Origin of the sequence: Massilia timonae, from assembly GCF_001866515.1 — a bacterium.
Classification (GTDB): domain Bacteria; phylum Pseudomonadota; class Gammaproteobacteria; order Burkholderiales; family Burkholderiaceae_D; genus Telluria; species Telluria timonae.
The window spans coordinates 4,916,740-4,939,154 of record NZ_JRYB01000001.1; the positions used below are offsets into that span (position 1 = coordinate 4,916,740).

Genomic DNA, 22,415 nt, shown 5'->3' on the forward strand with positions numbered 1-22,415 from the left:
CTCCTGTCTTCATCGTTGTTATTCCTGGTACGTCCCGAGCCTGACCTTGAGCACCACCGGCGCCGCCGGCAGGTTAAGGCCATAGTCGGTCTGGTCGCCGTTCCAGTTGCGCTCCATGACCCAGCGGCCATGGGCATCGAAACGGCCCTCCTCCACCCGCCCCAAGAGCGAGGGCTTGCCCGCGTTCGCGCCATCGCCCGCGAACTTCACGCGCGCCTGCTGGCCGACGAGCACGAACTCGTTCTCGCCGACCTGGGCGATCGCCACCCCGCCGCCGGGCTTCTCGGTTCCTTCCTTGAACTCGCTCTTGTCCTTCAGGTACTGGCGCTCGCCGAACTGGAATTCGCGGAACGATACGGTCGCCTTCCAGCCCTGCAGCGCCACCGTCTGCGGCGCGCGGTCGTCGCCCTCGGCCACGCCGTGGGTGCGGCCCTCGAAGGCCCAGCGCGCCCACTGGCGCTGCATCGGCGCGAACAAGCCATACACGGTGGCGAAGGGTTCGACCATGCGGCGGTCGGTGAACTTCGAGCCCAGCGGGTAGTTGCTGTAGTCGAAGTAGTCGAGCCCGAACGGCGCCACGCCCAGCGCCCCCATGCCGAGGATCTGGTACACGTAGCGCGCATAGCCCGCCGCATTGCCCATCTCCGGCACCATCAAGGCGTTGTCCGGCCGCTGGTACGATTTCAGCACCGCCGTCACCTTGTTCGATTCCGGCATATAGATGTCGGGCGCGGCCAGGTCGATGTGCGGCGCCGCCGCCTTGTAGATGTCGATCACGTCCCAGGTCGGCCCGCCGCTGGCGAAGTTCGCTTTCCACGGCGCCGCCGGCTTGCCGTCGAGCGAAGGCTCGCGCAGGGCGGCGTTGACGAACATCGGCAGGTCGTACACCGCGCGCCCCGCGCTGGCGATCGACTCGATATAGCTGGCGATGGCCCAGGAATGGAAGTACTGGTCGGCGTAGTCGCCATACACCTGGCGCCAGCTGCCCTGGGTCACGCCCGCCACCTTCGGCTTCTGGCGCGCCAGCACCGCGGCCGGCACCTGCTGGCGGAAGGCCGCCTCGGCGCGTTCGCCATGGTCGCGCGGGACGCCATAGGTGCCCACCTCGTTCTCGACCTGCACCATGATCACGGTGCGGTGGCCGCTGTCGATCTTCCTGATGTGCTCCATCATCCTGACGAAGGCACGCCGGTCGGCCGCCAGCGTCTGCTCGCCGAACGGCGAATGGCTGTAGACCGTCTTGCCGTCCTTGTCCTTCATGCGCGGGAAGCGCCGGTTGTCGAACTTGACCCATTCCGGCAGGTAGCCCGGCCCCGTGTTCTTCCAGGTGCCGAACCAGACGATGACGAGCCTGATATCGTTTTCACGCGCCTGCGAAACGAGGGTGTCGAGGAAGCTGAAGTCGAACTCCCCTTCCTTGGGCTCCACCTGTTCCCAGGCGACCGGCATCTCGAGGGTATTGGCGTGCGCGTCCTTCAGCGCCGCCCAGACCTTGGGCAAGGCGCCCGGATAGTTGCTGGAGTTGTGGGCCTGACCCGCGAGCATCAGGAACGGCGCGCCGTCCACCATCAGGGCGTGCCGGCCATCCTTTTCGACGAGGCGCGGCAGCTCGGGATCGGCCGCCGCCGCGCCGGCGCTGGCCAACAACAGGCAGAGGCGCGCGAGCCTGCGGGCGAGTGGTTTCAGGGTCATGCTGTTCGTCTCCTTCGTTGTCATTCTTGTCGTTGGCGCAACTGCGCCGGGTCCAGGCTGCGGCTCTGCCCTGCCGCCAGAGCGATCTCGATGAGTTTCGCGCCGTAGCGGACCTTGACGGGACCGCCGTTACCGGCCACCGCACGCACCGTGGCGCCCTGCAAGCGTCCGTCAGCCCAGCGCAGGTCCACTTCATACCCGCCACGCGCGCGCAATCCCTTCACCGCGCCGCGCGCCCATGCCGACGGCAGCGCCGGCAACAGGTGCAGTTCGCCGCCCTGCGACTGCAGCAGCATCTCGGCGATCGCCGCCGTGGCGCCGAAATTGCCGTCGATCTGGAACGGCGGGTGGGCGTCGAGCAGGTTCGGATAGGTGCCGCCGGCGTTGTTATGTTCCGAAAAGACGCCGGCCTGTTCGGCCGCGCGCGCGCCCGGCGCCGCCAGCAGGCCGCGCAGCATGCGGTGGGCGCGCTCGCCGTCGTGCAACCTGGCCCAGAACGCCATCTTCCAGGCCATCGACCAGCCGGTGCCGGCGTCGCCGCGCGCTACCAGCGTGCGGCGCGCGGCCCGGGCCAGGTCCGGCGTGCGCAGCGGATCGATCTGGCGCCCGGGGAACAGCGCGAACAGGTGCGACACGTGGCGGTGGGTGTCGCGCGGCGTGTCGAGCACCGGGTCCTTCTTCTCGTCCAGCCATTCGAGCAGCTGGCCCCAGCTGCCGATGCGCGGCCCGGCCAGGCGGTCGCGCATGGCGGCTAGCTGCGCGCGCAGCTCCGGATCGGCCCGCAGGATGCCGGCCGCCTCGACCGTGTTGTTGAACAGGTCCCATACGATCTGCTGGTCGTAGGCGACGCCATCCTCGACCGGGCCGTGCTCCGGCGACCAGCCCTGCGGCGCGACCAGCCGCCCGTCCGGCAGCTCTTTCAGGTAGTCTTGCCAGAAGACGCTGGCCTCCTTCATCACCGGATAGGCCACCTCGCGCAGGAAGCGTTCGTCGCGGTTGAAGGCGTAGTGTTCCCAGAAGTGCTGGGCGTACCAGGCGTTGCCGGTCTTGTTCCACAGGTAGCCCATGGCGCCGAAGGGATTCGACTCGGTGCGCAAGGTCCAGCCGCGCACCGGCTGGCCATCGGCGCGGCGGAATTCCCCCGCGGTGGCGCGCCGCCATACCGGGGCCATGCCGTTCACGAAATCGAAGAACGGCAAGGCCAGCTCGCCCAGGTTCGTCACCTCGGCCGGCCAGTAATTCATCTGGATGTTGATGTTGGTGTGGTAATCCGCATTCCACGGCGGCGTGAGGCTGTTGTTCCACAGGCCCTGCAGATTGGCCGGGAGCGAGCCGCGCGAGCTGGAAGCCAGCAGGTAGCGGCCGTACTGGAAATACTGGGCCTCGAGTTCCGGATCGCCGCCCGCCTTGGTATAGGCCAGCAGGCGTGCATCGGTCGGCAGCGCGCGGCGCGCGCCCGGCGTCTGGCCCAGGTCGATGGCCACGCGCTGCATCAGGCGCCCGAAATCCGCGACGTGTTCCTCGAGGAGCGCCGTTGGCGCACGCGCCGCGGCCTGGTCCACCTGTGCGGTCACGCGCGCCAGCGGATGCCCGCCTTCGAAGCGGCGCGCGGCGTCGAGCACATAGCTGGTGCCGGCGCCCAGGATCAGGGTCAGGCCGTCGGCGCCCGCGAAGGCGATGCGCTCGCCGTCGGCGACCAGCTTGCCGCCATCGCTGATCACCTGCGCCTGGCTGGCGTAGGACATCACGTTGCCGCTCGGCGCCTGGTCGGGCAGTGCTAAGCCGGCAAGCGTGCCGGTCGCATGCAGCCGGCCGTTGGCCACGGCGAGATGGGCGCCGTGACGGTCCGTCAGGGACACGGCGCCGCTGTAGCGGCCGGGCCGGTCGGCAGTCAGGCGCAGCACGATCACCTGGGCCGGGAAACTTGCCCAGGCTTCGCGCCGGTAACGCACGCCGCCATGCGTATACGTCACCGTGTGCACGCCGCGCCCGAGGTCGAGCGTGCGGCGGTAGTCGGTCACCCCGCTTTCGTGGCCAGGCAGCTCGACCAGCAGGTCGCCGAAGGGCTGGAAGGCGCCCATGGTCTTGTCGTCGCCGGTCCACAAGGTGATGTCGTTGAACTGCAGGTGTTCGCGGCCCGGCTGGCCGAACACCATGGCGCCGATGCGGCCATTGCCGATCGGGAGCGCCTCTTTTTCCCAGCCCTGGTCGTCGTCCCGGGCCGGCCGGTCGTAGCGCAGCACCATCTCGGGCGCGGCGGCGCTGATTGCCGCCAGCGAGAAGGCGCAGGCGCCCAGCAGGATGCGCAAGCGGGAGAACATCTTCATATCGGTCCTGGCCTTCCATAGACGATGCCGCGGCCGGCGGTGCTCATGTAGACCACGCCAAAGCGGTTCATGTCGCCGACGATGAAGTGGCCGTCGCCGGGGCCGCCGTACTGGTGGGCGTCGTCGTTGATGCGCTGCCAGCTGCGCCCCAGGTCGAGCGAACGGTGAACGCCGCGCACGCCCTTGACGCTGCCCCAGATGTAGACTGTCGGCTCGCGCTTGCCCGGTGCGGCCTTGCCGAAACCGACCGCGCCGCAGTAGCCGACGCCGGCCAGCGGCGCGAAGCTTGCGCCGCCATCGCGCGAGCGCACCAGGCCGCCGTCCTTGAGCGCCACCCACAGGTCGCCCTCGCGGCCCGGCAACGCACGAATCAGTCTGGAGCCGCCCGGCGGCAGGCTGGCGCGCGGCGCGAAGCTGGCGCCGCCATCTACGCTTGCCATCAGCGCCTTGTCGTCGTAGGCGTAGAACGCTTTCGGGTTGACCGGATCGGCGACCGCGCGCAAATCGCGTCCCGCCAGGCCCGCCACCGGCGTCCAGCTGGCGCCATCGTCGGCCGAGCGGTACAGGGTCGCCGATCCCTGCGGCGCATGCACGAGGGTCGCCCCGTCGCTCGACATCGCGACCCGCCCGCGCTTGCCCTGCAGCGTCGGCGTCCGGGTCCAGGTGTCGCCGCCGTCGCGCGTGACGAGCATGGCGTCGCCCACCCGCACCATGCTGCCGGGACGGCGGGCGGCGCCATCGAGCCCGGTGGTGGTGCCGATCTCGGGCCGGTGGATACGGCCCGGGCGCGCCGGGTCGTCGTGCACGAAGCCGTCGTAGTCGCCGATGGCCGAGACCAGCGGCGCGCCCGGCAGGCTGACCAGGCCGAGCGGCACCGTCTCTTCCAGGCCCTTCACGGTGAAGGTCCAGGTGGCCGGCGTGGCATCGATGTCGGGCGTGCGGAACACGCCGTTGCCGGACGTGACCCATACCGCGCGCGGATCGAGCGGATCGAATTCGACCGAGCCGGCCCAGTGGATCGCGTGACCCTCGAGCCAGGGCACGCCGGCAGCGTCGCGCCGGAAGCCGCGCGCGATGACGTCGACCCAGTTGGCGCCGCCATCGTTCGACACGAAGACCCGGTCGCCGCGCGCATCGCCCTGGGCGATGAAGGTATTGATGGTGGAGACCACCAGCCGCCTGGGATTTCCCGGGTCGACGCTGACGCCGGCGAACGGCCGATTCGATCCCACCGGCGTCACGTTGCGCCAGGCGCCGCTCGCGATCGTGTATTGCCACACTTGGCCGCGGTCGATCGGCTCGCTGCCGCTCTTGTCCGGGTGCGGCCCGGCGCCGTTGGCATACGTGATGTACAGCTTGCCGGCGCCGTCGAAGGCCGCGCGCTGCGGCATCAGGCCGGTCGGGCTGGCCGCCACCGGCACGAAGGTCGCGCCGGCATCGTCGCTGCGGTACAGGTTCGGGCCGACGCTGCCGAAGCGCGACACGCCGACGAACAGCCGCTGCGCGCGCCCCTGCCTGACGCTGGCGGGGTCCGGCAACACGATGGTCAGGCCGACGTCGTTGGGCGTCGTGGTCACCGCTAGCGCCGGGTTGCGCTGCCAGGTGCGCCCACCGTCGGCGCTTTCGAACAGGCCATCGCGGCGCGAACCCAGGTACAGGCGCTTGCTCGGCCCCGGATCGACGGCCAGCCGTTCGCCGCCCTGCCGTCCGAAGCCGTTGCCGTGGGTCTTGAACTGGCTGCTGACGTCGACCACGTCGAAGCTCTTGCCGTAATCGGTCGAGCGCAGGATGGCGGTGCGGCCGCCGTTCAGGTAGGCGATCCCCGCCAGCAGCCACACATTGGCGGCGTTGTCGGGGTCGATCGCCAGCGCGTCGATGCCCAGCAAGCCCGTCTGGTCCTCGCCCACCCAATCGAGCAGCGGCGTCCAGCGGCCTTCCCTGGCGCGCCACAGGTAGGCGCCGCCGACGTCGGTGCGGGCATAGGCGATGCCCGGTTCGCTGCGGCTCGGCACGATCGCGGTCACGAAACCGCCGCCGCCGATGGCGACGCTGTCCCAGACATAGCCCGCGCCGTTCGGGACGACGGGGGCGGCCATGGCAGCGGCGGCGACGCACACGGCCGCAACCACACCCAGGACCCTGCGCCAACCCATGCCGGGTCGACGGGCGATCGTGGTACGCATCATGTCTCCTGCCTGTATTTATTATTGGCTTGCTGGCAACCATGCTAATCAATACACGAGGCGCGTGCAACTAAAATGTTCGCGCTAACAGAAAACGTTATCATTTGGGCTGATTGTTTTATCGCCGATCCCGCAGCAGCGTCTGATTGCGTATGACATCAACGACCCCATCACATCCAACCAGGAGACCCACAATGAATATCAGCGGCGAAATGATCATCGGCCACCAGATCCTGCGCGGCGGCGCCGGCGCCGTGCGCGCCTACGACCCCGCAAAGAAGCAAAACCTGGAGCCCGAGTTCGGCCTGGCCACGCCTGCCGACCTGGCCCGCGCTTGTGAACTGGCCGATGCCGCCGTCGAGCCGTATCGCGCCCTGCCCCTGGAACAGCGCGCCCGCTTCCTGGAGACGATCGCCCAGCGCATCCTCGACCTCGGCCCGACGCTGATCGAGCGCGCATCGCAGGAAAGCGGCTTGCCGGCGGCCCGCCTGGAAGGCGAACGCGGCCGCACGGTGAACCAGCTGCGCCTGTTCGCGAAAGTCGTCCGCGACGGCCACTTCTTGGAAGCGACGCTGGATTCGGCCCTGCTTGACCGCACCCCGCCGCGCCCCGACCTGCGCATGCGCAAGATCCCGCTCGGCGCGGTCGCCGTCTTTGGCGCCAGTAACTTCCCGCTCGCGTTCTCGGTGGCGGGAGGTGACACCGCATCAAGCCTGGCCGCCGGTTGCCCGGTCGTGGTCAAGGCCCACAACGCCCACCTCGGGACCTCGGAGCTGGTCGGCAAGGCGGTACTGCAGGCGGCGCTCGAATGCGGCATGCCGGAAGGCGTGTTCTCGCTGCTGATCGGCGAAGGGAACCAGATCGGCGGCGACCTGGTGAGCCATCCTGCGATCCGCGCCGTCGGCTTCACCGGCTCGCGCGCGGGCGGCCTGGCACTAAGCCAGATCGCCGCGAAGCGCAAGGAACCGATTCCCGTGTACGCCGAAATGAGCAGCATCAACCCGGTCTACCTGCTGCCGGGCGCGCTGGAGGCCGGCGGCGCCAAGCTGGCCGGCGCCTTCGTCGATTCGCTGACCCTGGGCGTCGGCCAGTTCTGCACCAACCCGGGCCTGGTGATCGGCCTGGCCGGCCCGCAGCTCGACGCCTTCCGCGACGCCGCCGCCGCCGCGCTGCAGCTCAAGCCGGCCGGCACCATGCTCACGGCCGGCATCCATCAAGCGTATGACAACGCCATCGGCAAACGCGCGGGCGTGGGCGGCGTGCAGCTGGTGGCGAACGGCAGCCAGGAAGGCCCGGGCTGCGCCGCGCGCGCCGCCCTGTATCAGTGCGACGCCGCGACCTTCCTGGCCAACCCGGCGCTGGAAGAAGAGATCTTCGGACCGGTGTCGCTGATGATCGCCTGCCGCAACGAGGACGAGATCCTGGCCGTGACGCGCCACCTGGAAGGCCAGCTGACCGCCACCGTGCACGCCGTCGAGAGCGACCATGCCCTGGCCGGCGCGCTGCTGCCGCTGCTGGAGCGCAAGGTGGGCCGCATCCTGTTCAACGGCTTCCCGACCGGCGTCGAGGTGTCGTATGCGATGGTGCACGGCGGGCCGTTCCCGGCGACCTCGGACGCGCGCAGCACCTCGGTCGGCGCGACCGCGATCGAGCGCTTCCTGCGCCCGGTGTGCTACCAGGACGTGCCGGCCGGCCTGCTGCCGGATGCGCTCAAGGACGGCAATCCGCTCGGGATCGTGCGCCTGGTGGACGGTGAAGTGAAGCTGGCGTAACCGCCACCGCGTGGCCGCGCGCTAGCGGGTATTGCTGCGCGTGGCCACGTCCAGCCACACCGCCAGGGTCAGGATCAGGCCCTTGACGATCATCTGCCAGTAGGCGTCGACGTCGAGCATCGACATGCCGTTGTCCAGGCTGGCCATCACCAGCGCGCCGACCAGCGCGCCATGCACGGTGCCGGCGCCGCCGCGCATCGAGGTGCCGCCGATGAAGCAGGCCGCGATCACATCCAGTTCGGCCGACACGCCGGCCGACGGCGAGCCGGCCGCCAGGCGCGCGGTGTTGATCAGGCCCGCCAGCGCGCACATCAGCCCCATCAGGCCGAAGATCCACAGCTTGACCTTGCGCACGTCGATGCCGGACAGGCGCGTCGCCTCCATATTGCTGCCCACCGCATAGATGCGGCGGCCGAACACGGTCTGGCGCGCGATGTAGCTGAACACGCCCAGCAGGGTCAGGAGGATCAGCACCGGCAGCGGAATGCCTTCGTAGCTGTTGAAGGTCGAGATCAGGCCGACCAGCACCACGCCGACGAGAAGCACACGAAACACCGAACGCCACAGCGCGATTACCGGCAAGCCGTGGCGCGCCTGGTTGACCCGCTGGCGCCAGGCCAGCACGCCGGCCAGCGCGAACAGCAGCACACCGAGTCCGATGCCCCACGCCGGCGGCAGATAGGCCTGCCCGATCTGCTCGAAGCCGGGCGAGACCGGCGCCACGGTGGCGCCGTCGGTCAGGCCCAGCACCACGCCGCGGTAGGCCAGCATGCCCCCGAGCCCGACGATGAAGGACGGTATGCCGGCATAGGCGGTGAGGTAGCCGTTGAGGAAGCCGCACAACAGGCCCGCGCCCAGCACCACCGCGATCGACAGCGGCAGCGGCATGCCGTGGGTGACGTCGAGCACCGCCGCCATTCCGCCCAGCAGGCCCAGGAGCGAACCGATCGACAGGTCGATCTCGCCGGCGATGATGACGAACACCATGCCGCAGGCCAGGATGCCGGTGACCGACATCTGGCGCATCAGGTTCGAGACGTTGCGCGCCGAAGTGAAGCCGCCCTCGGTCATCCAGTGGAAGAAGGCCCAGATCAGGGCGACCGCCACCAGCAGCGCCAGAATTTTATATTGGGTGAACAGCCGCTTGAGTGTCGTTGTATCCATGGGGGTTATTTGCTTGTCAGGCCTGGCCCAGGGCGGCGGCCAGCACCGTCTCCTGGCTCAGGCCATCGTTGAGAAAATCGCCGCGCAGCCGGCCTTCCTGCAACACCAGCACGCGGTCGGACACGCCCAGCACCTCGGCCAGTTCGGACGAGACCATGACGATGGCGATGCCCTGGGCCGCCAGCTCCAGCATCAGGCGGTAGATCTCGAACTTGGCACCGACGTCGACGCCGCGCGTCGGCTCGTCGAGGATCAGCACCTTGGGGCCGGTGAGCAGCATCCTGGCCAGCACCGCCTTCTGCTGGTTGCCGCCCGAGAGCGCGGTGATCGGCAGCGCGGGGCTGGCGGTCTTGAGCGCCAGGCGCGCGATCTGTTCGCCAATCGCGCTGGCTTCCTCGCCGTCGTCGATGCGGGTGAGGTGCGCATAGCGCTGCAGCACCGACAGCGTGATGTTCTCGCCCACCGACAGGTCGCGCACGATGCCGTGGTGCTTGCGGTCCTCGGGCACCAGCGCGAAGCCGGCGCGGATCGCCTTCAAGGGGTCGGCGGTATCGACCCGCCTGCCCTCGAGCCAGACCTCGCCCTCGTGGCGGCCTGGATAGGCGCCGAAGATCGCCGTCACCAGCTCGGTGCGGCCGGCGCCGACGATGCCGGCGATGCCCAGGATCTCGCCGCGCCGCACCTGGAACGAAACGTCGTCCACCTTCTTGCGGCGCGGGTTCTCGGGGTCGTAGCAGGTGATGTGGCGCGCCTCCATCACCACCTCGCCGATGGCATGTGGCAGCGATGGATACATCTGGTTCATCTCGCGCCCGCACATCTGGGCGATGATCCGGTCCACGCTCATCTCGGGCATCGGCGTGGTGGCGATGTGCTTGCCGTCGCGGATGACGACGATGGTGTCGCAGATGGCCGCCACCTCCTCGAGCTTGTGCGAGATGTAGACGCAGGCCACGCCGCGCGCCTTCAGGTCGCGCACGGTCTCGAGCAGCACGTCGATCTCGGAGGCGCTGAGCGAGGCCGACGGCTCGTCCAGGATCAGCAGGCGCGCGTTCTTGTTCAGCGCCTTGCCGATCTCGATCAGCTGCTGGTGGCCGCCGCCGTAATGCTTCACCGGCAGCACCACGTTCACGTCCGGCAGGCGCAGGCCGCGCAGGATCTCCTCGGCGCGCCGGTTCATGGCCGGATAGTCGAGCCGGCCGCCGGGCAAGGTGATCTCGTTCCCCAAAAAGATATTCTCGGCCACCGACAGCTCGGGCACCAGCATCAGTTCCTGGTGGATGATGATGATCCCGGCCTCTTCGGTCTCGCGCACCGAGCGCGCGCGGAGCAGCTGGCCGTCCCACAGGATCTCGCCATCCCAACTGCCGTGCGGGTAGACCGCAGACAGCACTTTCATCAGCGTCGACTTGCCGGCCCCGTTCTCGCCGCACAGGCCCACGCACTCGCCCGGCCGGATCGCCAGGTCGATGCCGTCCAGCGCCGGCACCCCGTCGAATCGCTTGGCGATTCCCTTCATTTCAAGCAGATAGCCCGACATCGCACCACTTCCCAAGGCGTGAAAAAATCCCCGGACCGCAGACGCGGGCCCGGGGAAAGGAGAGATTCGGATTTATTTGCCGGCCAGCTGGCCCTGGGTATAGAAGCCGTCCTTCACCAGCAGGTCGACGTTCGACCTGGTCAGCAGGATCGGTTTGAGCAGCACGGTGCTGACCTGCTTGTAGCCGTTGTCGAGTTGGGCGTTGTAGGCCGGCTTTTCATTGCGCACCAGCTGCACGGCGAGGGTGGCGGCGCTGGTGGCGATGGTCTTGAGCGGCTTGTAGACCGTCATCGCCTGGCTGCCGGCGATCACGCGCCGCACCGCGGCCAGGTCGGCGTCCTGGCCCGACACCGGCACCTTGCCGGCCAGCTTCTGCGCGGCCAGCGCCTGGATCGCGCCGCCGGCGGTGGCGTCGTTGGACGCGACCACGGCGTCGATCTTGTTGCCGTTGGCGGTGAGCGCATTCTCGACGATCGACATCGCCTCGGATGCGCTCCAGTCCTTGACCCATTGGCGGCCGACGACCTTGATGTCGCCCTTGTCGATCAGCGGCTGCAGCACCTTCATCTGGCCTTCGCGCAGGATCTTGGCGTTGTTGTCGGTCGGCGCCCCGCCCAGCAGGTAGTAGTTGCCCTTCGGTTTCAGGCCGACGATCGACTGCGCCTGCAGCTCGCCCACCGCCTTGTTGTCGAACGAGATGTAGGCGTCGACGTCGGCATTGAGGATCAGGCGGTCGTACGACAGCACCTTGATCTTCGCCTTCTTCGCTTCGCGGATCGCGTTGTTCAACACCGTGGCGTTGTAGGGCACGATCACCAGCACGTCGACGCCGCGCGAGATCAGGTTCTCGATCTGGGCGATCTGGCGCTGCTCGCTGGCGTCGGCCGACTGCACATAGACCTTGGCGCCGAGCTTTTCGGCGGCGCCGATGAAGTAATCGCGGTCGCGCGTCCAGCGCTCGAGCCGCAGGTCGTCGATCGAGAAGCCGATCCTGGGATTCCTGGCGTCGGCCATGCCCGGGCCGGATGCGAACAGCAGCGCGCTGCCGAGTGCGATGGCGATGCCCATCTTCGTGAAGCGTTGTTTCATCGTTGTCTCCTTTATTGTCGACGCTCGCTCGCGCGATGCGCCGTATTGACATTCTATTCGCGTCACGCGCCGTACCAGCCGGCGTCGACGAAGTATTCGCGGCCGCTGCAGCGGCGCGCATTGTTCGACGCCAGGAACAGCGACAGCGCCGCCACGTCCTGCATCTCGACCCGCGCCGGCAGGCACTGGCCGGCCAGGATGCGGTCTTCTTCGGCCGGCGTATGCCACAACGCTTGCTGGCGCGGGGTGCGCACGGCGCCGGGCACCACGGTGTTGACACGGATATGGTCAGGCCCCAGGTCGCGCGCCAGGGCGCGGCTGAGGCCCTCGATCGCCGCCTTGGCCGTCATGTACAGCGCCAGCTCGGTGTGCGGCAGATGCCAGGAAATCGAGCCGACATTGAGGATCACGCCGGCCTGCTGGCGCCGCATCGAACCGGCTGCCGCCTGGGCGCAAAAGAACTGGTGACGCAGGTTGACCGCCATCCGGTCTTCCCAGTACGCCGGCGTCACGTCCTCGATGCGGTGGCGGTCGTCGTTGGCGGCGTTGTTGAGGAGGATGTCGATGCCGCCGGCCTCCCGCTCGATGGCGGCGAAACTCGCGGCGAGCGCATCGAGGTCGGTCAGGTCGCAGTGCAGGAAGCGCGGCGCATGTGGGGCGGCGTGAAGCGCGCCGGCCAGCGCCTGGCCCGGGGCATCCGCGATGTCGAGGAACCAGACCCGCGCTCCCTGGCCGACGAAGGCCCGGACCAGTTCGCTGCCGATCCCCGAGCCGCCCCCGGTGATCACGACCCGCTTGTCGCGCAGGTCCGGATAGGTCGCGTAGACCTGCGTCGGGGCGCCCGGCGTAGGGTCGGCATGTGCCGTCATGGTCGTCTCCAGATTATTCTGAGTATTATGGATGCGAAGAACAGCCCCTTAACAGGAGTGTTAGCGCAATCATCCCAGTCTAATGGGCGCCTTCGACGGTTGTCAACGAATTATTGAAATGGATTTCACAGCGGCCGGATTTGCCGGATATCAGCGCGCTTTCGCCACCGACGGCAGGCGTGCCGGCGGACGGATACGGGGGGCGGCGTCGGACTGGCGGCGCACCAGTTCGAAGTCCATGTGGGTCTGTTCCGGCTCGGCCGGTTCGTCTTCGCGCAGCGCGCGCACCCGGCGCACCAGCGCCTGCACCGCCTCGCGCGCCATGCCGGCGATCGGCTGGCGCACGGTGGTCAGTTCGGGCCAGATCGTGGTGGCCAGGGCGGTATCGTCGAAACCGGTGACGGTGAGATCGCCCGGCACGTCCAGGCCCAGGCGGTGCGCGACCGCCACCGTGGCGGCCGCCATGTCGTCGTTGCTGGCGAAGATCGCCGTCGGCCGTTCCGCCAACCCCAGCAACTGCTCGGCCGCGTCCAGGCCCGAGCGGTAGGTGAACATGCCCTGCACCACCAGCTCGTCGGAGGCGTCGGCGCCCTTCTCGGCGATCGCCGCGCGGTAGCCGTCAAGACGGCGCGCGCTGGCGGTCTGGTTCGGATGGCCGACGATGAAGCCGATGCGCTGGTGGCCCAGCGCGATCAGGTGCCGCGCCATGTAGCGCGCCGCCTCGTAGTCGTCGATGCTGACGGCGCCGACGCCGGGTGCCGGCGAGCCGCAGGCCACGACCACCGCCGGAATCCCCGCCTTGGCCACGCACTCGAGCACGGCCACGCTGTCGCACAGCGGCGGCGGCAGGATCACGCCATCCAGGCCGTTGTTGATCAGGCGCTGGGTATGCTCGATCTCATGGTTGCCGGCCTCGCACTTCTCGACGAACAGCTGGACGTTGTTGAGGCCTGACTGGTTGAGCAGGCCGACCAGGAATTCGCTCAGGTAGGCGGCGCTCGGATTGCTGTACAGGAAACCGACGCGGATCGGCTTGGAGCCGGCCAGATTGCGCGCTTCCTGGTTAGGGGTGTAGTTGAGCGCCGCGACCGCCTCGGCCACCTTGCGCCGCGTGCTTTCGCGCACAAGGCTCTTGCCGTTCATGACCCGCGACACGGTCATCGCGGACACGCCGGCGAGCCTGGCCACGTCCACCATGGTGGGCTTGCCCTGCTCCATCGATTCGCGGACGGCCTCGATGCTCGTTTTGCTCATGTCGGTGAATTTCTTTAGAAGTTAGTAATGTTGGCCGATGTTAGCATAGTTACGGATTTGCCATCGGGACCTGTTCCGATTTTGCCGGTAAGGGTCGATTCCTAAGCGAAACAGGAAAAATGTGCGCGGCGTTTGCGCTAACATGCCGCCACAAATTGCGATCATAGCGCTAGCCGCGCTGCGCCGCGAGCGCCTCGCGGGCCGCCGCCTGGCCCTCTTCCATATGGCGCGCGATCGTCAACGCCGAAAAATCATAGTCGCGCGCCGCCGTCTCGCATTCGCTCCCCTTGCGCACGATCCGGGTGATGCTGGGCGCGGCATCCTTGTCGCCCATCAGCTGGATATAGGTGGGCCACTGGCGCACCTGCTCGGCCTGTTCCGGCGCGGTAGCGTAGGCCAGGATGCCCTCGACCAGCTTGCGAAAGTCGCGCACCAGCGATTGCTCGGCGCTGTCGCGCCGGATGCGCTCGGCGAACACGATCTCGTCGCGCCGCCCCAGCACTTCCATCAGGCTGGTGGGCAATGAACCTGTCTCTGGGTATAGGTCGACGATGAAAATGCGCTTGCGCGCCGTGCCCGAGTGCTCCAGCAACAGTTCGAGCGGCGAATTGCTGATGATGCCGCCATCCCAGTAGTGCTTACCGTCGATGGTAGTCCAGGGAAAGCCCGGCGGCAGGCTGCCGCTGGCCAGGATGTGGTCGGCGCTCAGGTCGTCGACGTAGCTGTCGAAGATTTCCAGGCGCGCCGTCTCGACATTGACCGCGCTGACCAATAGTCGTACCGCACTCGATTTCAGCGTCCCGAAATCGACGTAGCGTTGCAACAGTTCCTTGACCGGGGTCGGATCGTAGAAGCTGGTCCAGGAGAGCGGTTCCATGCCCATGAAGATGCCGTTCCAGCGCGGCTTGAAGAAGGCCGGCACGCCGAAGGCGAGCGTCTGCCACGAACCGAGCAGGCGGCGCGCCCGGTCGTCGAGCAGCGCGTGCGCCGCCTGCGGCACGTCGAGCGACAGGCGGCGCCAGAAATCCTCCAGCGCGGCGGCGGCATGGCCCGGATTGGCGGCCATGATGACCCCATTGAAGGCCCCGATCGACACCCCGGCGATGACGTCGGGCTGGATGCGCGCGTCTTCGAGCGCCCGCGCCACGCCGCATTCGAAGGCGCCCAGCGCGCCGCCGCCCTGCAGGATCAGCGCGGTCTGGCTGGGGATGCGGGTGATGGAAAAATCGGGCTCGTGCAGGCGCTTGCAGGCCCAGCCGATATTGGTGCGGTAGCGGATCAGCGACTCGATCGCGCGCGTCTCGATGGCCGGCCGCCCCGTGGAAAACAGGGCGCGCGGCACCTCGTGGTCCAGATACAGGCAGGCCCAGGAGCGGGTCTCGGGGCGGCCCAGCCGGGCATGCTGGTGGCCGGCCTCGGGATGGCCCAGGAACTGGAAGCCCTGGCCGAACAGCTCGCAAGAGAAATACGGCACCTCGTCGTAGCGCAGCCGCATGCCGAGCATATTGCGCGCCGCCAGCCGTCCCTGCTTGACCGCGTTGTCCCAGTGCTCGATGCGGTGGCGCAGGCGAAACACGGGGTCGGTGAAATTGGCGACGTCTCCCGCCGCCCACACCAGCGGATGCGAGGCTTGCAGGTACTGGTCGACGCACACGCCGTCGTCCAGCGCCAGGCCGCTGCCTTCCAGCCAGCCGAGGTCGGGCGCGACGCCGATGCCGACTCCGACCAGTTCGCACGGCAGCCGGCGCCCGCCCTCGGTGACGACCATCTCGACCTGCCGCTCGCCATGGAAGGCGGCGACCGTATCGGCCAGCACGTCGACGCCCTGGCCGGCGTAGAGCGCGCGCAGGTAGTCGCTGATGCCGTGGTCGTGCAGCTTGTCGAACAACATGCCGTGGCGCGCCAGCACGGTCACCCGCATGCCCTTGCGCGCGAAGGCCGCCGCCATCTCGAGGGCGATGAAGCCGGCGCCCACCACCACCGCCCGCGCCGCGCCCTCCATCGCGCCGCGCAGAAGCCGCGCTTCGCTGGCCGTGCGCAGGTAGTGGATGCCGGGCAGCCCGGCGCCCGGGACGTCGAGATGCACGGGACGCACCCCGGTGGCGACCAGCAGCCGGTCATAGCGGATGGCGCCGGCGTGGTCGGTGCGCACGATCTGGGCGTCGGCATCGAGGCCGGTCGCGCGCACGCCGGACAGCAGCGTCACGCCATTGTCGTGAAAGTATTCAAGCGGCAACACCGTCGCCAGCGGCGGCGCGGCGTCGCCCTCCAGGAAGCGGGTCGAGAGCTGCGGCCGGTGATAAGGCGGGTCGCGCTCGTCCGCCACGATGACGATGGCGCCCTGCGCGCCCTCCTGGCGCAGCGTCTCGGCGGCAGTGGCGGCGGCCAGGCCGCCGCCGAGCAGGAGGTAGCTGGCATGCCGCCCGTGCTCCTGCACGGCCGGCTCCGGGGTATGTGGCTGATCGGCCATCGGCCATCCTTTCGCAAGTGGCGTCGATGCGGGTTGGACCGCGGCCGGGCTGCGGCGTTCGCTCGACCGCGAACGAAGATGGTTCCATGCTGACAACGCGCCACGCGAGGCATGACGCGCAGGCGCCATCTCGCTATAATCTCGTCCTTCGCCCCAAAGGAAAACCCATGTCCCTGCTTGCCCACGAGCTCGAATTGCTCTCGCCCGCCAAGACCGCCGAGATCGGCCGCGAGGCAATCCTCCACGGCGCCGACGCCGTGTACATCGGCGGACCGGCCTTCGGGGCGCGCCACAACGCCAGCAATCCGCTGGAAGACATCGCCGCGCTGGTCAAGTTCGCCCACGGCTACCGCGCGCGCATCTTCGTGACCATGAACACGATCATGCACGACAGCGAACTCGACCTGGCGCGCAAGCAGATCTGGCAGCTGTACGAGGCCGGCGTGGATGCGCTGATCATCCAGGACCTGGGCCTGCTCGAACTCGACCTGCCGCCGATCCAGCTGCACGCCAGCACCCAGTGCGACATCCGCGGCGCGGAGAAGGCGAAATTCCTGGGCGACGTCGGCTTTTCGCAGCTGGTGCTGGCGCGCGAGCTGACGGTCGAGCAGATCCGCAAGATCCACGCCGCCACCGACACGCCGCTCGAATACTTCGTGCACGGCGCGCTGTGCGTGGCCTATTCGGGCCAGTGCTATATCTCGCACGCCGACACCGGCCGCTCGGCCAACCGCGGCGACTGCTCGCAGGCCTGCCGCCTGCCCTATACCCTCTCCGACGGCCAGGGCCGCGTGGTCGCCTACGACAAGCACCTGCTGTCGATGAAGGACAACGACCAGAGCCGCAACCTGGAAGCGCTGGTCGATGCCGGCATCCGCTCGTTCAAGATCGAGGGGCGCTACAAGGACATGGGCTACGTCAAGAACATCACCGCCCACTACCGCCTGCTGCTGGACGAGCTGCTCGAGCGCCGTCCGGAGTTCGCGCGCGCCGCCAGCGGCCGCACCCGCGTGATGTTCACACCCGACGTCGACAAGAACTTCCACCGCGGCCACACCGAATACTTCGCCCAGGGCCGCCTGCCGGACATCGGCGCCTTCGATTCGCCCAAGTATGTTGGCGTGGAACTGGGCATCGTGGCGCGCCTGAACGGCGACAGCTTCGACATCGTCACCAATGCCCCGATGGCCAATGGCGACGGCCTGAACTACATGAACAAGCGCGCCACGTGCGGCATCCAGGCCAACCGCGCCGAAAAGCTGGGCGAGGAACCGGACGGCCAGCGCTGGCGCGTGTTCCCGAACGAGCCGATGCCGAGCCTGGCCGGCCTGAAGGTGGGCACCGTCATCCACCGCAACCGCGACCATCAATGGGAAGCCACGCTCAGTAAGAAGTCGTCCGAGCGCAAGGTGGCGATCGACCTGATCCTGAGCGAAGTGCCGGGCGGCCTGCGCCTGGACGTCGTCGACGAGGACGGCATCGCCTCCGGCGCCGAGGCCATGCTCGCACTGGAGCCGGCCCAGCAGGCGGCCCAGGCCGAAGCCGGGCTGCGCGCCAGCCTGGCCAAGCTCGGCAACACGATGTTCGAGGCCGGCCACGTCGCGCTGCAGCTGAGCCAGCCGTGGTTCGTGCCGAGCGCCGCCATCAACGCCCTGCGCCGCGACGCCATCGCCGCGCACGAGGCCGCGCGCCTGGCGGCCTGGGAGCGCCCGCAGCGCAAGGCGCCGGTGGAACCGCCGCCGGTCTACCCGGAAACCCAGCTCAGCTACCTGGCCAACGTCTACAACGACAAGGCGCGCGCCTTCTATCACAAGCACGGCGTGCAGCTGATCGACGCGGCGTATGAAGCGCACGAGGAAGCCGGCGAAGTGTCGCTGATGATCACCAAGCACTGCCTGCGCTTCTCGTTCAACCTGTGCCCGAAGCAGGCCAAGGGCGTGCAAGGCGTGCAGGGCCAGGTGAAGGCCGAGCCGATGACGCTGGTCAGCGGCGACGAGAAATACACGCTGCGCTTCGATTGCAAGCCGTGCGAGATGCACGTGGTCGGGGCCATGAAGACCAACATCCTCAAATCGCCGCCGCCGTCGAACGTGGCCTACACCCCGCTGACCTTCCACCGCCAGCGTCCGCGCGAGCAGGCGCCGAAAGCGTAGAAACGTCGTTCCCGCGAAGGCGGGAACCCAAGTGCTGCAACGTCGTCGCAGCGCTGACAGAAATGTGGTTCCCGCCTTCGCGGGAACGACGGCCGGGCTGCTCATCGCTTGATGGTATTGCCCCGTTACACCATTTTCACTTCCGGACGATCGTGCAATCCGCAGCGATTTTTCGGCATGGGCGGCGCGGGCGTGCGCGTCCATACTGGCTCCACTGTCCACACAACGGAGCCCACCATGAAAGACCAACTGTCCAAAGTCGTCCTGATCACCGGCGCCAGCAGCGGCATCGGCGAAGCCACCGCCCGCCATCTCGCCGCGCTCGGCCACCGCGTGGTGCTGGGCGCGCGCCGCACCGAACGCCTGGTGGCGCTGGCGGCCGACATCCGCGAAGCCGGCGGCAAGGCCGACGTCGCCCAGCTCGACGTGACGAGCCTGGAAAGCATGCGAGAATTCGTCGACTTCGCCCTCGAGCGCCATGGCCAGGTCGACGTGTTGATCAACAATGCGGGCGTGATGCCGCTGTCGAAGCTCGATGCGCTCAAGATCGACGAATGGAACCGCATGATCGACGTGAACATCCGCGGCGTGCTGCACGGCATCGCCACCGTGCTGCCGGGAATGCAGGCGCGCCGCTGCGGCCAGTTCATCAACATCGCCTCGATCGGCGCCTACACCGTCAGCCCGACGGCGGCCGTCTACTGCGCCACCAAGTTCGCGGTGGCCGCCATCACCGAGGGCCTGCGCCAGGAAGTGGGCGGCGACATCCGCGTGACGCTGGTCTCGCCCGGCGTGGTGGAGTCGGAACTGGCCGATTCGATCTCGGACCCGCTGGCGCGCGACACGATGCGCGAATTCCGCAAGGGCGCCATCAAGCCGGAAGCGATCGCGCGCGCCATCGCCTTCGCCATCGAGCAGCCGGCGGACGTCGACGTCAGCGAAATGATCGTGCGGCCGACGTCCAGCCCCTACTGATCCGAAGCCGAGTCAGGACGGGATCTTGAGTCCCTTCCTGACCGAGGGGCGCGCCAGGAAACGCTCCAGCGCGTCCCTCACATTACCGAAGTCTTCGGCGCCGATCAGGTCTTCCGCCTCGTAGAAGTTCAGCAAACCATTAATCCAGGGGAATACCGCGATGTCGGCAATGGTGAAGTCGTTGCCCGCGATCCAGGTATGCTGCGCCAGCTGCGCGTCGATCACGCCGAGCAGGCGGCGCGATTCGGCCACGTAGCGGTCGCGCGGGCGCTTGTCCTCATAGTCCTTGCCGGCGAACTTGACGAAGAAGCCGAGCTGCCCGAACATCGGCCCGACACCGCCGATCTGGAACATCACCCACTGGATGACGCGGTAGCGTCCCGCCGCATCCTGCGGAATCAGCTTGCCGCTCTTCTCGGCCAGGTAGAGCAGGATCGCGCCCGATTCGAACAGCGCCAGCGGCTGCCCGTCCGGGCCGTCCGGATCGAGAATGGCGGGAATCTTGTTGTTCGGGTTCAGCGACAGGAAGGCCGGCGAGTTCTGCTCGTCCTTGGCGAAGTCGACCTTGTGCGCCTCGTACGGCAGGCCGATCTCTTCGAGCATGATCGGGATCTTGACGCCGTTCGGGGTCGGCATCGAATACAGCTGCAACCGCTCGGGATGGGCGGCCGGCCATTTCTGGGTGATGGGAAAAGCGGAAAGCTTGGTCATGTCGTTGGCGCCTCATCGAGCACCGCCGTGGCGGCAGAGTTCCACGATACCAAAGATTCAATGTGCCCGCTGCGCACTTGGCTGCAGCGGGCGGCATCGCATCGATCAGCCGAACAGCTTGTTGGCGGTCTTGGCGATGAGTTCGCCCTGGTGGCGGGCGCCGCCCAGGTCCTTCTCGCTCGGCTGGCGCTGGCCCTGGCCACCGGCGATGGTGGTGGCGCCATAAGGGCTGCCGCCAACGATCTCGTCCAGCGTCATCTGCTCCTGGTAGCTGTACGGCAGGCCGACGATGGTCATGCCGAAGTGCAGCAGGTTGGTGATGATCGAGAACAGCGTGGCTTCCTGGCCGCCGTGCTGGGTCGCGGTGGAGGTGAAGGCGCCGCCCACCTTGCCGTTCAGGGCGCCACGCGCCCACAGGCTGCCGGTCTGGTCGAGGAAGGCCGCCATCTGGCCCGGCATGCGGCCGTAGCGGGTCGGCGCGCCGACGATGATGGCGTCGTAGTGCTCCAGCTCGGCGACGGTGGCGATCGGCGCGCCCTGCTCGAGCTTGAAGTGGGCGCCCTTGGCGACGTCCTCGGGGACGGTCTCGGGAACCCGCTTGACGTCGACGGTCGCCCCCGTGCTGCGCGCGCCCTCGGCAACGGCGTTTGCCATCGTCTCGATGTGGCCATACGTCGAGTAATACAGTACCAGTACTTTTGCCATCGACTTCCTCCATGTGTGGGATTCGGGACGGCCATTGTAGCGACAATGGCCGAACGCCCGTTTTCGGGACCACATGGATTGTGCAGGCGCGGCTGCCTGCGCGCACTAGGCCTTAAGGCGGATCAGATCCAGTAGATGAAGGCGGCCAGCGCGATGACGAGCAGCACACGGGTGATGTTGTAGGCGGTCTTGTTCCAGGCCTTGAAGCGGCGGCGGTACTGCCCGGCGTAGAAGGAAATGCGGAACAGCTTGCTCACCAGGCCGACCTGGTCGCCGGTTTCATTCGGCGAGGCGGCGGCGGTCATCACGGTGCGGCCGAACCAGCGGTTGAAGGCCTGCATCCAGCGGTAGCGCATCGGGCGCTCGACGTCGCAGAACAGGATCACGCGGTCGCTCTCGCTGCCGTTGATCGCCCAGTGGATGAAGGTTTCGTCGAACACGACGCCCTGGCCGTCGCGCCAGCTGTGGCGCTCGCCGTCGACGTCGATGAAGCAGCGGTCATCGTTCGGCGTGGCCAGGCCCAGGTGGTAGCGCATCGAGCCGGCGAACGGGTCGCGGTGCGGATTGAGCTTGCCGCCCGGCGGCAGCTCGGCGAACATCGCCGCCTTGACCGAGGGGATCGATTGCAGCAGCGCATAGGTTTGCGGGCACAGGCGCTCGGCCGACGGGTGGCTGGCGTCATACCACTTAAGGTAGAAGCGCTTCCAGCCGTTCTTGAAGAAGGAATTGAAGCCGGCATCGTCGTTCTGCTCGGCCGCCTTGATCTTCTTGAGCGCGAGCAGGTTCTCGGCTTCGGCGCGGATGATCGGCCAGTTCTCTTGCAGGCGCGCCAGTTCGGGGAACTCGCTCACCGGGATGAAGGGCGTGTTCGGCACCTTCGAGAACTTGTGCATGAAAATATTGATCGGCGCCATGAACGACGAGTGGTCGAAGATCTGGCGACGCAGTGGCAGGCGCACGCGCCCGCGGAAATGGATGTGCAGGATAGACAGAATATAGAAACCCACCACGACCCACTTCATCACATCCTCCATCGCAGCCATGGGAGTGGCTGGCCTTCTTGATCAAGGACGCAGGATACCACATCGGCTGCTGGGCCGTGGCGGCCCCGCCGACTCGCTGGGGAGGGAGGGTGGCGCCGGCGCACGGGCCGCATGGCCCGCCTGCCGGCGCTGGCGGTGGCAATACCCGCCAGGAAAATGTCAGTGCAGTACCGACGTCATCGCATAACCTTTTTCGGCGATCTGGCCGTTGAGGTTATCGATGTCGAAATCCGCGATCTGGTCGGCATTGTCGTCGACCTCGAAGGCGCGGGCTTCGATCTCCCAGTCGGTATTGGTGGCTTCTTCGGGAATGTTCTTCGCTTCGGGCACGGCCAGGTACGAGAACTTGCCGTCGTGTTCGGCTCTGCGGTAAATATCCAGGCGCATAGTCATTTTCCTCTATTCAATGCGCGCTTTCCGGATGAAAGCACGCAGCTCCACAGTAGAAGATCAAGTGGCCATAGTCTG

General features: G+C 67.7%; 16 protein-coding genes. 3 read left to right on the forward strand and 13 right to left on the reverse strand.

The window, feature by feature from the left end; translation table 11 throughout:
• Window positions 1-18: 18 nt before the first annotated feature.
• Genes LO55_RS20820 through LO55_RS20830 form a run of 3 tightly spaced genes read right to left on the reverse strand, consistent with a single transcriptional unit; the run spans window position 19 to window position 6,205 of the window.
• The gene (locus LO55_RS20820) at window positions 19-1,692 is read right to left on the reverse strand and encodes a GH35 family beta-galactosidase (RefSeq protein ID WP_071362954.1); all 1,674 of its coding nucleotides are present in this window, start codon (window positions 1,690-1,692) and stop codon (window positions 19-21) included.
• 20 nt (window positions 1,693-1,712) lie between these two features.
• Window positions 1,713-4,019 (reverse strand): glycoside hydrolase family 95 protein, encoded by a 2,307-nt coding sequence (locus LO55_RS20825; RefSeq protein ID WP_083415486.1) that lies wholly within the window; start codon window positions 4,017-4,019, stop codon window positions 1,713-1,715.
• Window positions 4,016-6,205, reverse strand: coding sequence for a beta propeller repeat protein (locus LO55_RS20830; RefSeq protein ID WP_229410202.1), 2,190 nt, complete (start codon window positions 6,203-6,205; stop codon window positions 4,016-4,018). Before LO55_RS20830 ends, LO55_RS20825 begins: the two co-directional genes overlap by 4 nt.
• A 191-nt stretch (window positions 6,206-6,396) precedes the next feature.
• Here LO55_RS20830 and LO55_RS20835 point away from each other — a divergent pair, with 191 nt between their 5' ends.
• Entirely contained in the window at window positions 6,397-7,974 is a 1,578-nt protein-coding gene (locus tag LO55_RS20835; RefSeq protein ID WP_071362955.1) for an aldehyde dehydrogenase (NADP(+)), read from the forward strand.
• Window positions 7,975-7,995: 21 nt separating this feature from the next.
• On the opposite strand, the gene LO55_RS20840 is transcribed toward LO55_RS20835, so the two are convergent.
• The 6 genes from LO55_RS20840 to LO55_RS20865 form a co-directional block, all read right to left on the reverse strand.
• Entirely contained in the window at window positions 7,996-9,138 is a 1,143-nt protein-coding gene (locus LO55_RS20840; protein ID WP_071362956.1) for a sugar ABC transporter permease, read from the reverse strand.
• 16 nt (window positions 9,139-9,154) lie between these two features.
• The gene (gene xylG, locus LO55_RS20845; protein ID WP_071362957.1) at window positions 9,155-10,678 is read right to left on the reverse strand and encodes a D-xylose ABC transporter ATP-binding protein; all 1,524 of its coding nucleotides are present in this window, start codon (window positions 10,676-10,678) and stop codon (window positions 9,155-9,157) included.
• A 72-nt stretch (window positions 10,679-10,750) separates the two neighbouring features.
• Window positions 10,751-11,746: a D-xylose ABC transporter substrate-binding protein gene (xylF, locus tag LO55_RS20850; protein ID WP_143054682.1), complete on the reverse strand. Its 996-nt coding sequence runs from the start codon at window positions 11,744-11,746 to the stop codon at window positions 10,751-10,753.
• Between the two features lie 83 nt (window positions 11,747-11,829).
• A complete protein-coding gene (gene xylB / locus LO55_RS20855) occupies window positions 11,830-12,636 on the reverse strand; it encodes a D-xylose 1-dehydrogenase (protein ID WP_071362959.1) in 807 nt (268 codons plus the stop codon).
• Between the two features lie 150 nt (window positions 12,637-12,786).
• Window positions 12,787-13,890, reverse strand: a complete 1,104-nt coding sequence (locus LO55_RS20860; protein ID WP_071362960.1) for a LacI family DNA-binding transcriptional regulator — start codon at window positions 13,888-13,890, stop codon at window positions 12,787-12,789.
• 169 nt (window positions 13,891-14,059) lie between these two features.
• A complete protein-coding gene (locus tag LO55_RS20865) occupies window positions 14,060-16,360 on the reverse strand; it encodes an FAD-dependent oxidoreductase (protein ID WP_071362961.1) in 2,301 nt (766 codons plus the stop codon).
• A gap of 167 nt (window positions 16,361-16,527) precedes the next feature.
• Here LO55_RS20865 and LO55_RS20870 point away from each other — a divergent pair, with 167 nt between their 5' ends.
• Together LO55_RS20870 and LO55_RS20875 are read left to right on the forward strand one after the other, a co-directional pair.
• The gene (locus LO55_RS20870; protein ID WP_071362962.1) at window positions 16,528-18,513 is read left to right on the forward strand and encodes a peptidase U32 family protein; all 1,986 of its coding nucleotides are present in this window, start codon (window positions 16,528-16,530) and stop codon (window positions 18,511-18,513) included.
• A 237-nt stretch (window positions 18,514-18,750) separates the two neighbouring features.
• On the forward strand, window positions 18,751-19,488 hold the full coding sequence (locus LO55_RS20875; protein ID WP_071362963.1) for an SDR family oxidoreductase: 738 nt from the start codon (window positions 18,751-18,753) through the stop codon (window positions 19,486-19,488).
• Between the two features lie 12 nt (window positions 19,489-19,500).
• Here LO55_RS20875 and LO55_RS20880 read toward each other — a convergent pair whose 3' ends face one another.
• The 4 genes from LO55_RS20880 to LO55_RS20895 all read right to left on the reverse strand — a co-directional run bounded on the left by LO55_RS20880 (window position 19,501) and on the right by LO55_RS20895 (window position 22,334).
• Window positions 19,501-20,199: a glutathione binding-like protein gene (locus tag LO55_RS20880; protein WP_071362964.1), complete on the reverse strand. Its 699-nt coding sequence runs from the start codon at window positions 20,197-20,199 to the stop codon at window positions 19,501-19,503.
• A gap of 105 nt (window positions 20,200-20,304) precedes the next feature.
• Entirely contained in the window at window positions 20,305-20,904 is a 600-nt protein-coding gene (wrbA, locus tag LO55_RS20885; protein WP_071362965.1) for an NAD(P)H:quinone oxidoreductase, read from the reverse strand.
• A 122-nt stretch (window positions 20,905-21,026) separates the two neighbouring features.
• On the reverse strand, window positions 21,027-21,926 hold the full coding sequence (lpxO, locus tag LO55_RS20890) for a lipid A hydroxylase LpxO (RefSeq protein WP_071362966.1): 900 nt from the start codon (window positions 21,924-21,926) through the stop codon (window positions 21,027-21,029).
• 180 nt (window positions 21,927-22,106) lie between these two features.
• Window positions 22,107-22,334, reverse strand: coding sequence for a DUF6139 family protein (locus tag LO55_RS20895; RefSeq protein ID WP_005671071.1), 228 nt, complete (start codon window positions 22,332-22,334; stop codon window positions 22,107-22,109).
• Window positions 22,335-22,415: the final 81 nt, after the last annotated feature.

Bases quoted from the DNA above. Each gene is read 5' to 3' on its own strand.
- LO55_RS20820 (WP_071362954.1), bottom strand. From the start codon at position 1,692: ATGACCCTGAAACCACTCGCCCGCAGGCTCGCGCGCCTCTGCCTGTTG.
- LO55_RS20825 (WP_083415486.1), bottom strand. From the start codon at position 4,019: ATGAAGATGTTCTCCCGCTTGCGCATCCTGCTGGGCGCCTGCGCCTTC.
- LO55_RS20830 (WP_229410202.1), bottom strand. From the start codon at position 6,205: ATGATGCGTACCACGATCGCCCGTCGACCCGGCATGGGTTGGCGCAGG.
- LO55_RS20835 (WP_071362955.1), top strand. From the start codon at position 6,397: ATGAATATCAGCGGCGAAATGATCATCGGCCACCAGATCCTGCGCGGC.
- LO55_RS20840 (WP_071362956.1), bottom strand. From the start codon at position 9,138: ATGGATACAACGACACTCAAGCGGCTGTTCACCCAATATAAAATTCTG.
- xylG (WP_071362957.1), bottom strand. From the start codon at position 10,678: ATGTCGGGCTATCTGCTTGAAATGAAGGGAATCGCCAAGCGATTCGAC.
- xylF (WP_143054682.1), bottom strand. From the start codon at position 11,746: ATGGGCATCGCCATCGCACTCGGCAGCGCGCTGCTGTTCGCATCCGGC.
- xylB (WP_071362959.1), bottom strand. From the start codon at position 12,636: ATGACGGCACATGCCGACCCTACGCCGGGCGCCCCGACGCAGGTCTAC.
- LO55_RS20860 (WP_071362960.1), bottom strand. From the start codon at position 13,890: ATGAGCAAAACGAGCATCGAGGCCGTCCGCGAATCGATGGAGCAGGGC.
- LO55_RS20865 (WP_071362961.1), bottom strand. From the start codon at position 16,360: ATGGCCGATCAGCCACATACCCCGGAGCCGGCCGTGCAGGAGCACGGG.
- LO55_RS20870 (WP_071362962.1), top strand. From the start codon at position 16,528: ATGTCCCTGCTTGCCCACGAGCTCGAATTGCTCTCGCCCGCCAAGACC.
- LO55_RS20875 (WP_071362963.1), top strand. From the start codon at position 18,751: ATGAAAGACCAACTGTCCAAAGTCGTCCTGATCACCGGCGCCAGCAGC.
- LO55_RS20880 (WP_071362964.1), bottom strand. From the start codon at position 20,199: ATGACCAAGCTTTCCGCTTTTCCCATCACCCAGAAATGGCCGGCCGCC.
- wrbA (WP_071362965.1), bottom strand. From the start codon at position 20,904: ATGGCAAAAGTACTGGTACTGTATTACTCGACGTATGGCCACATCGAG.
- lpxO (WP_071362966.1), bottom strand. From the start codon at position 21,926: ATGAAGTGGGTCGTGGTGGGTTTCTATATTCTGTCTATCCTGCACATC.
- LO55_RS20895 (WP_005671071.1), bottom strand. From the start codon at position 22,334: ATGCGCCTGGATATTTACCGCAGAGCCGAACACGACGGCAAGTTCTCG.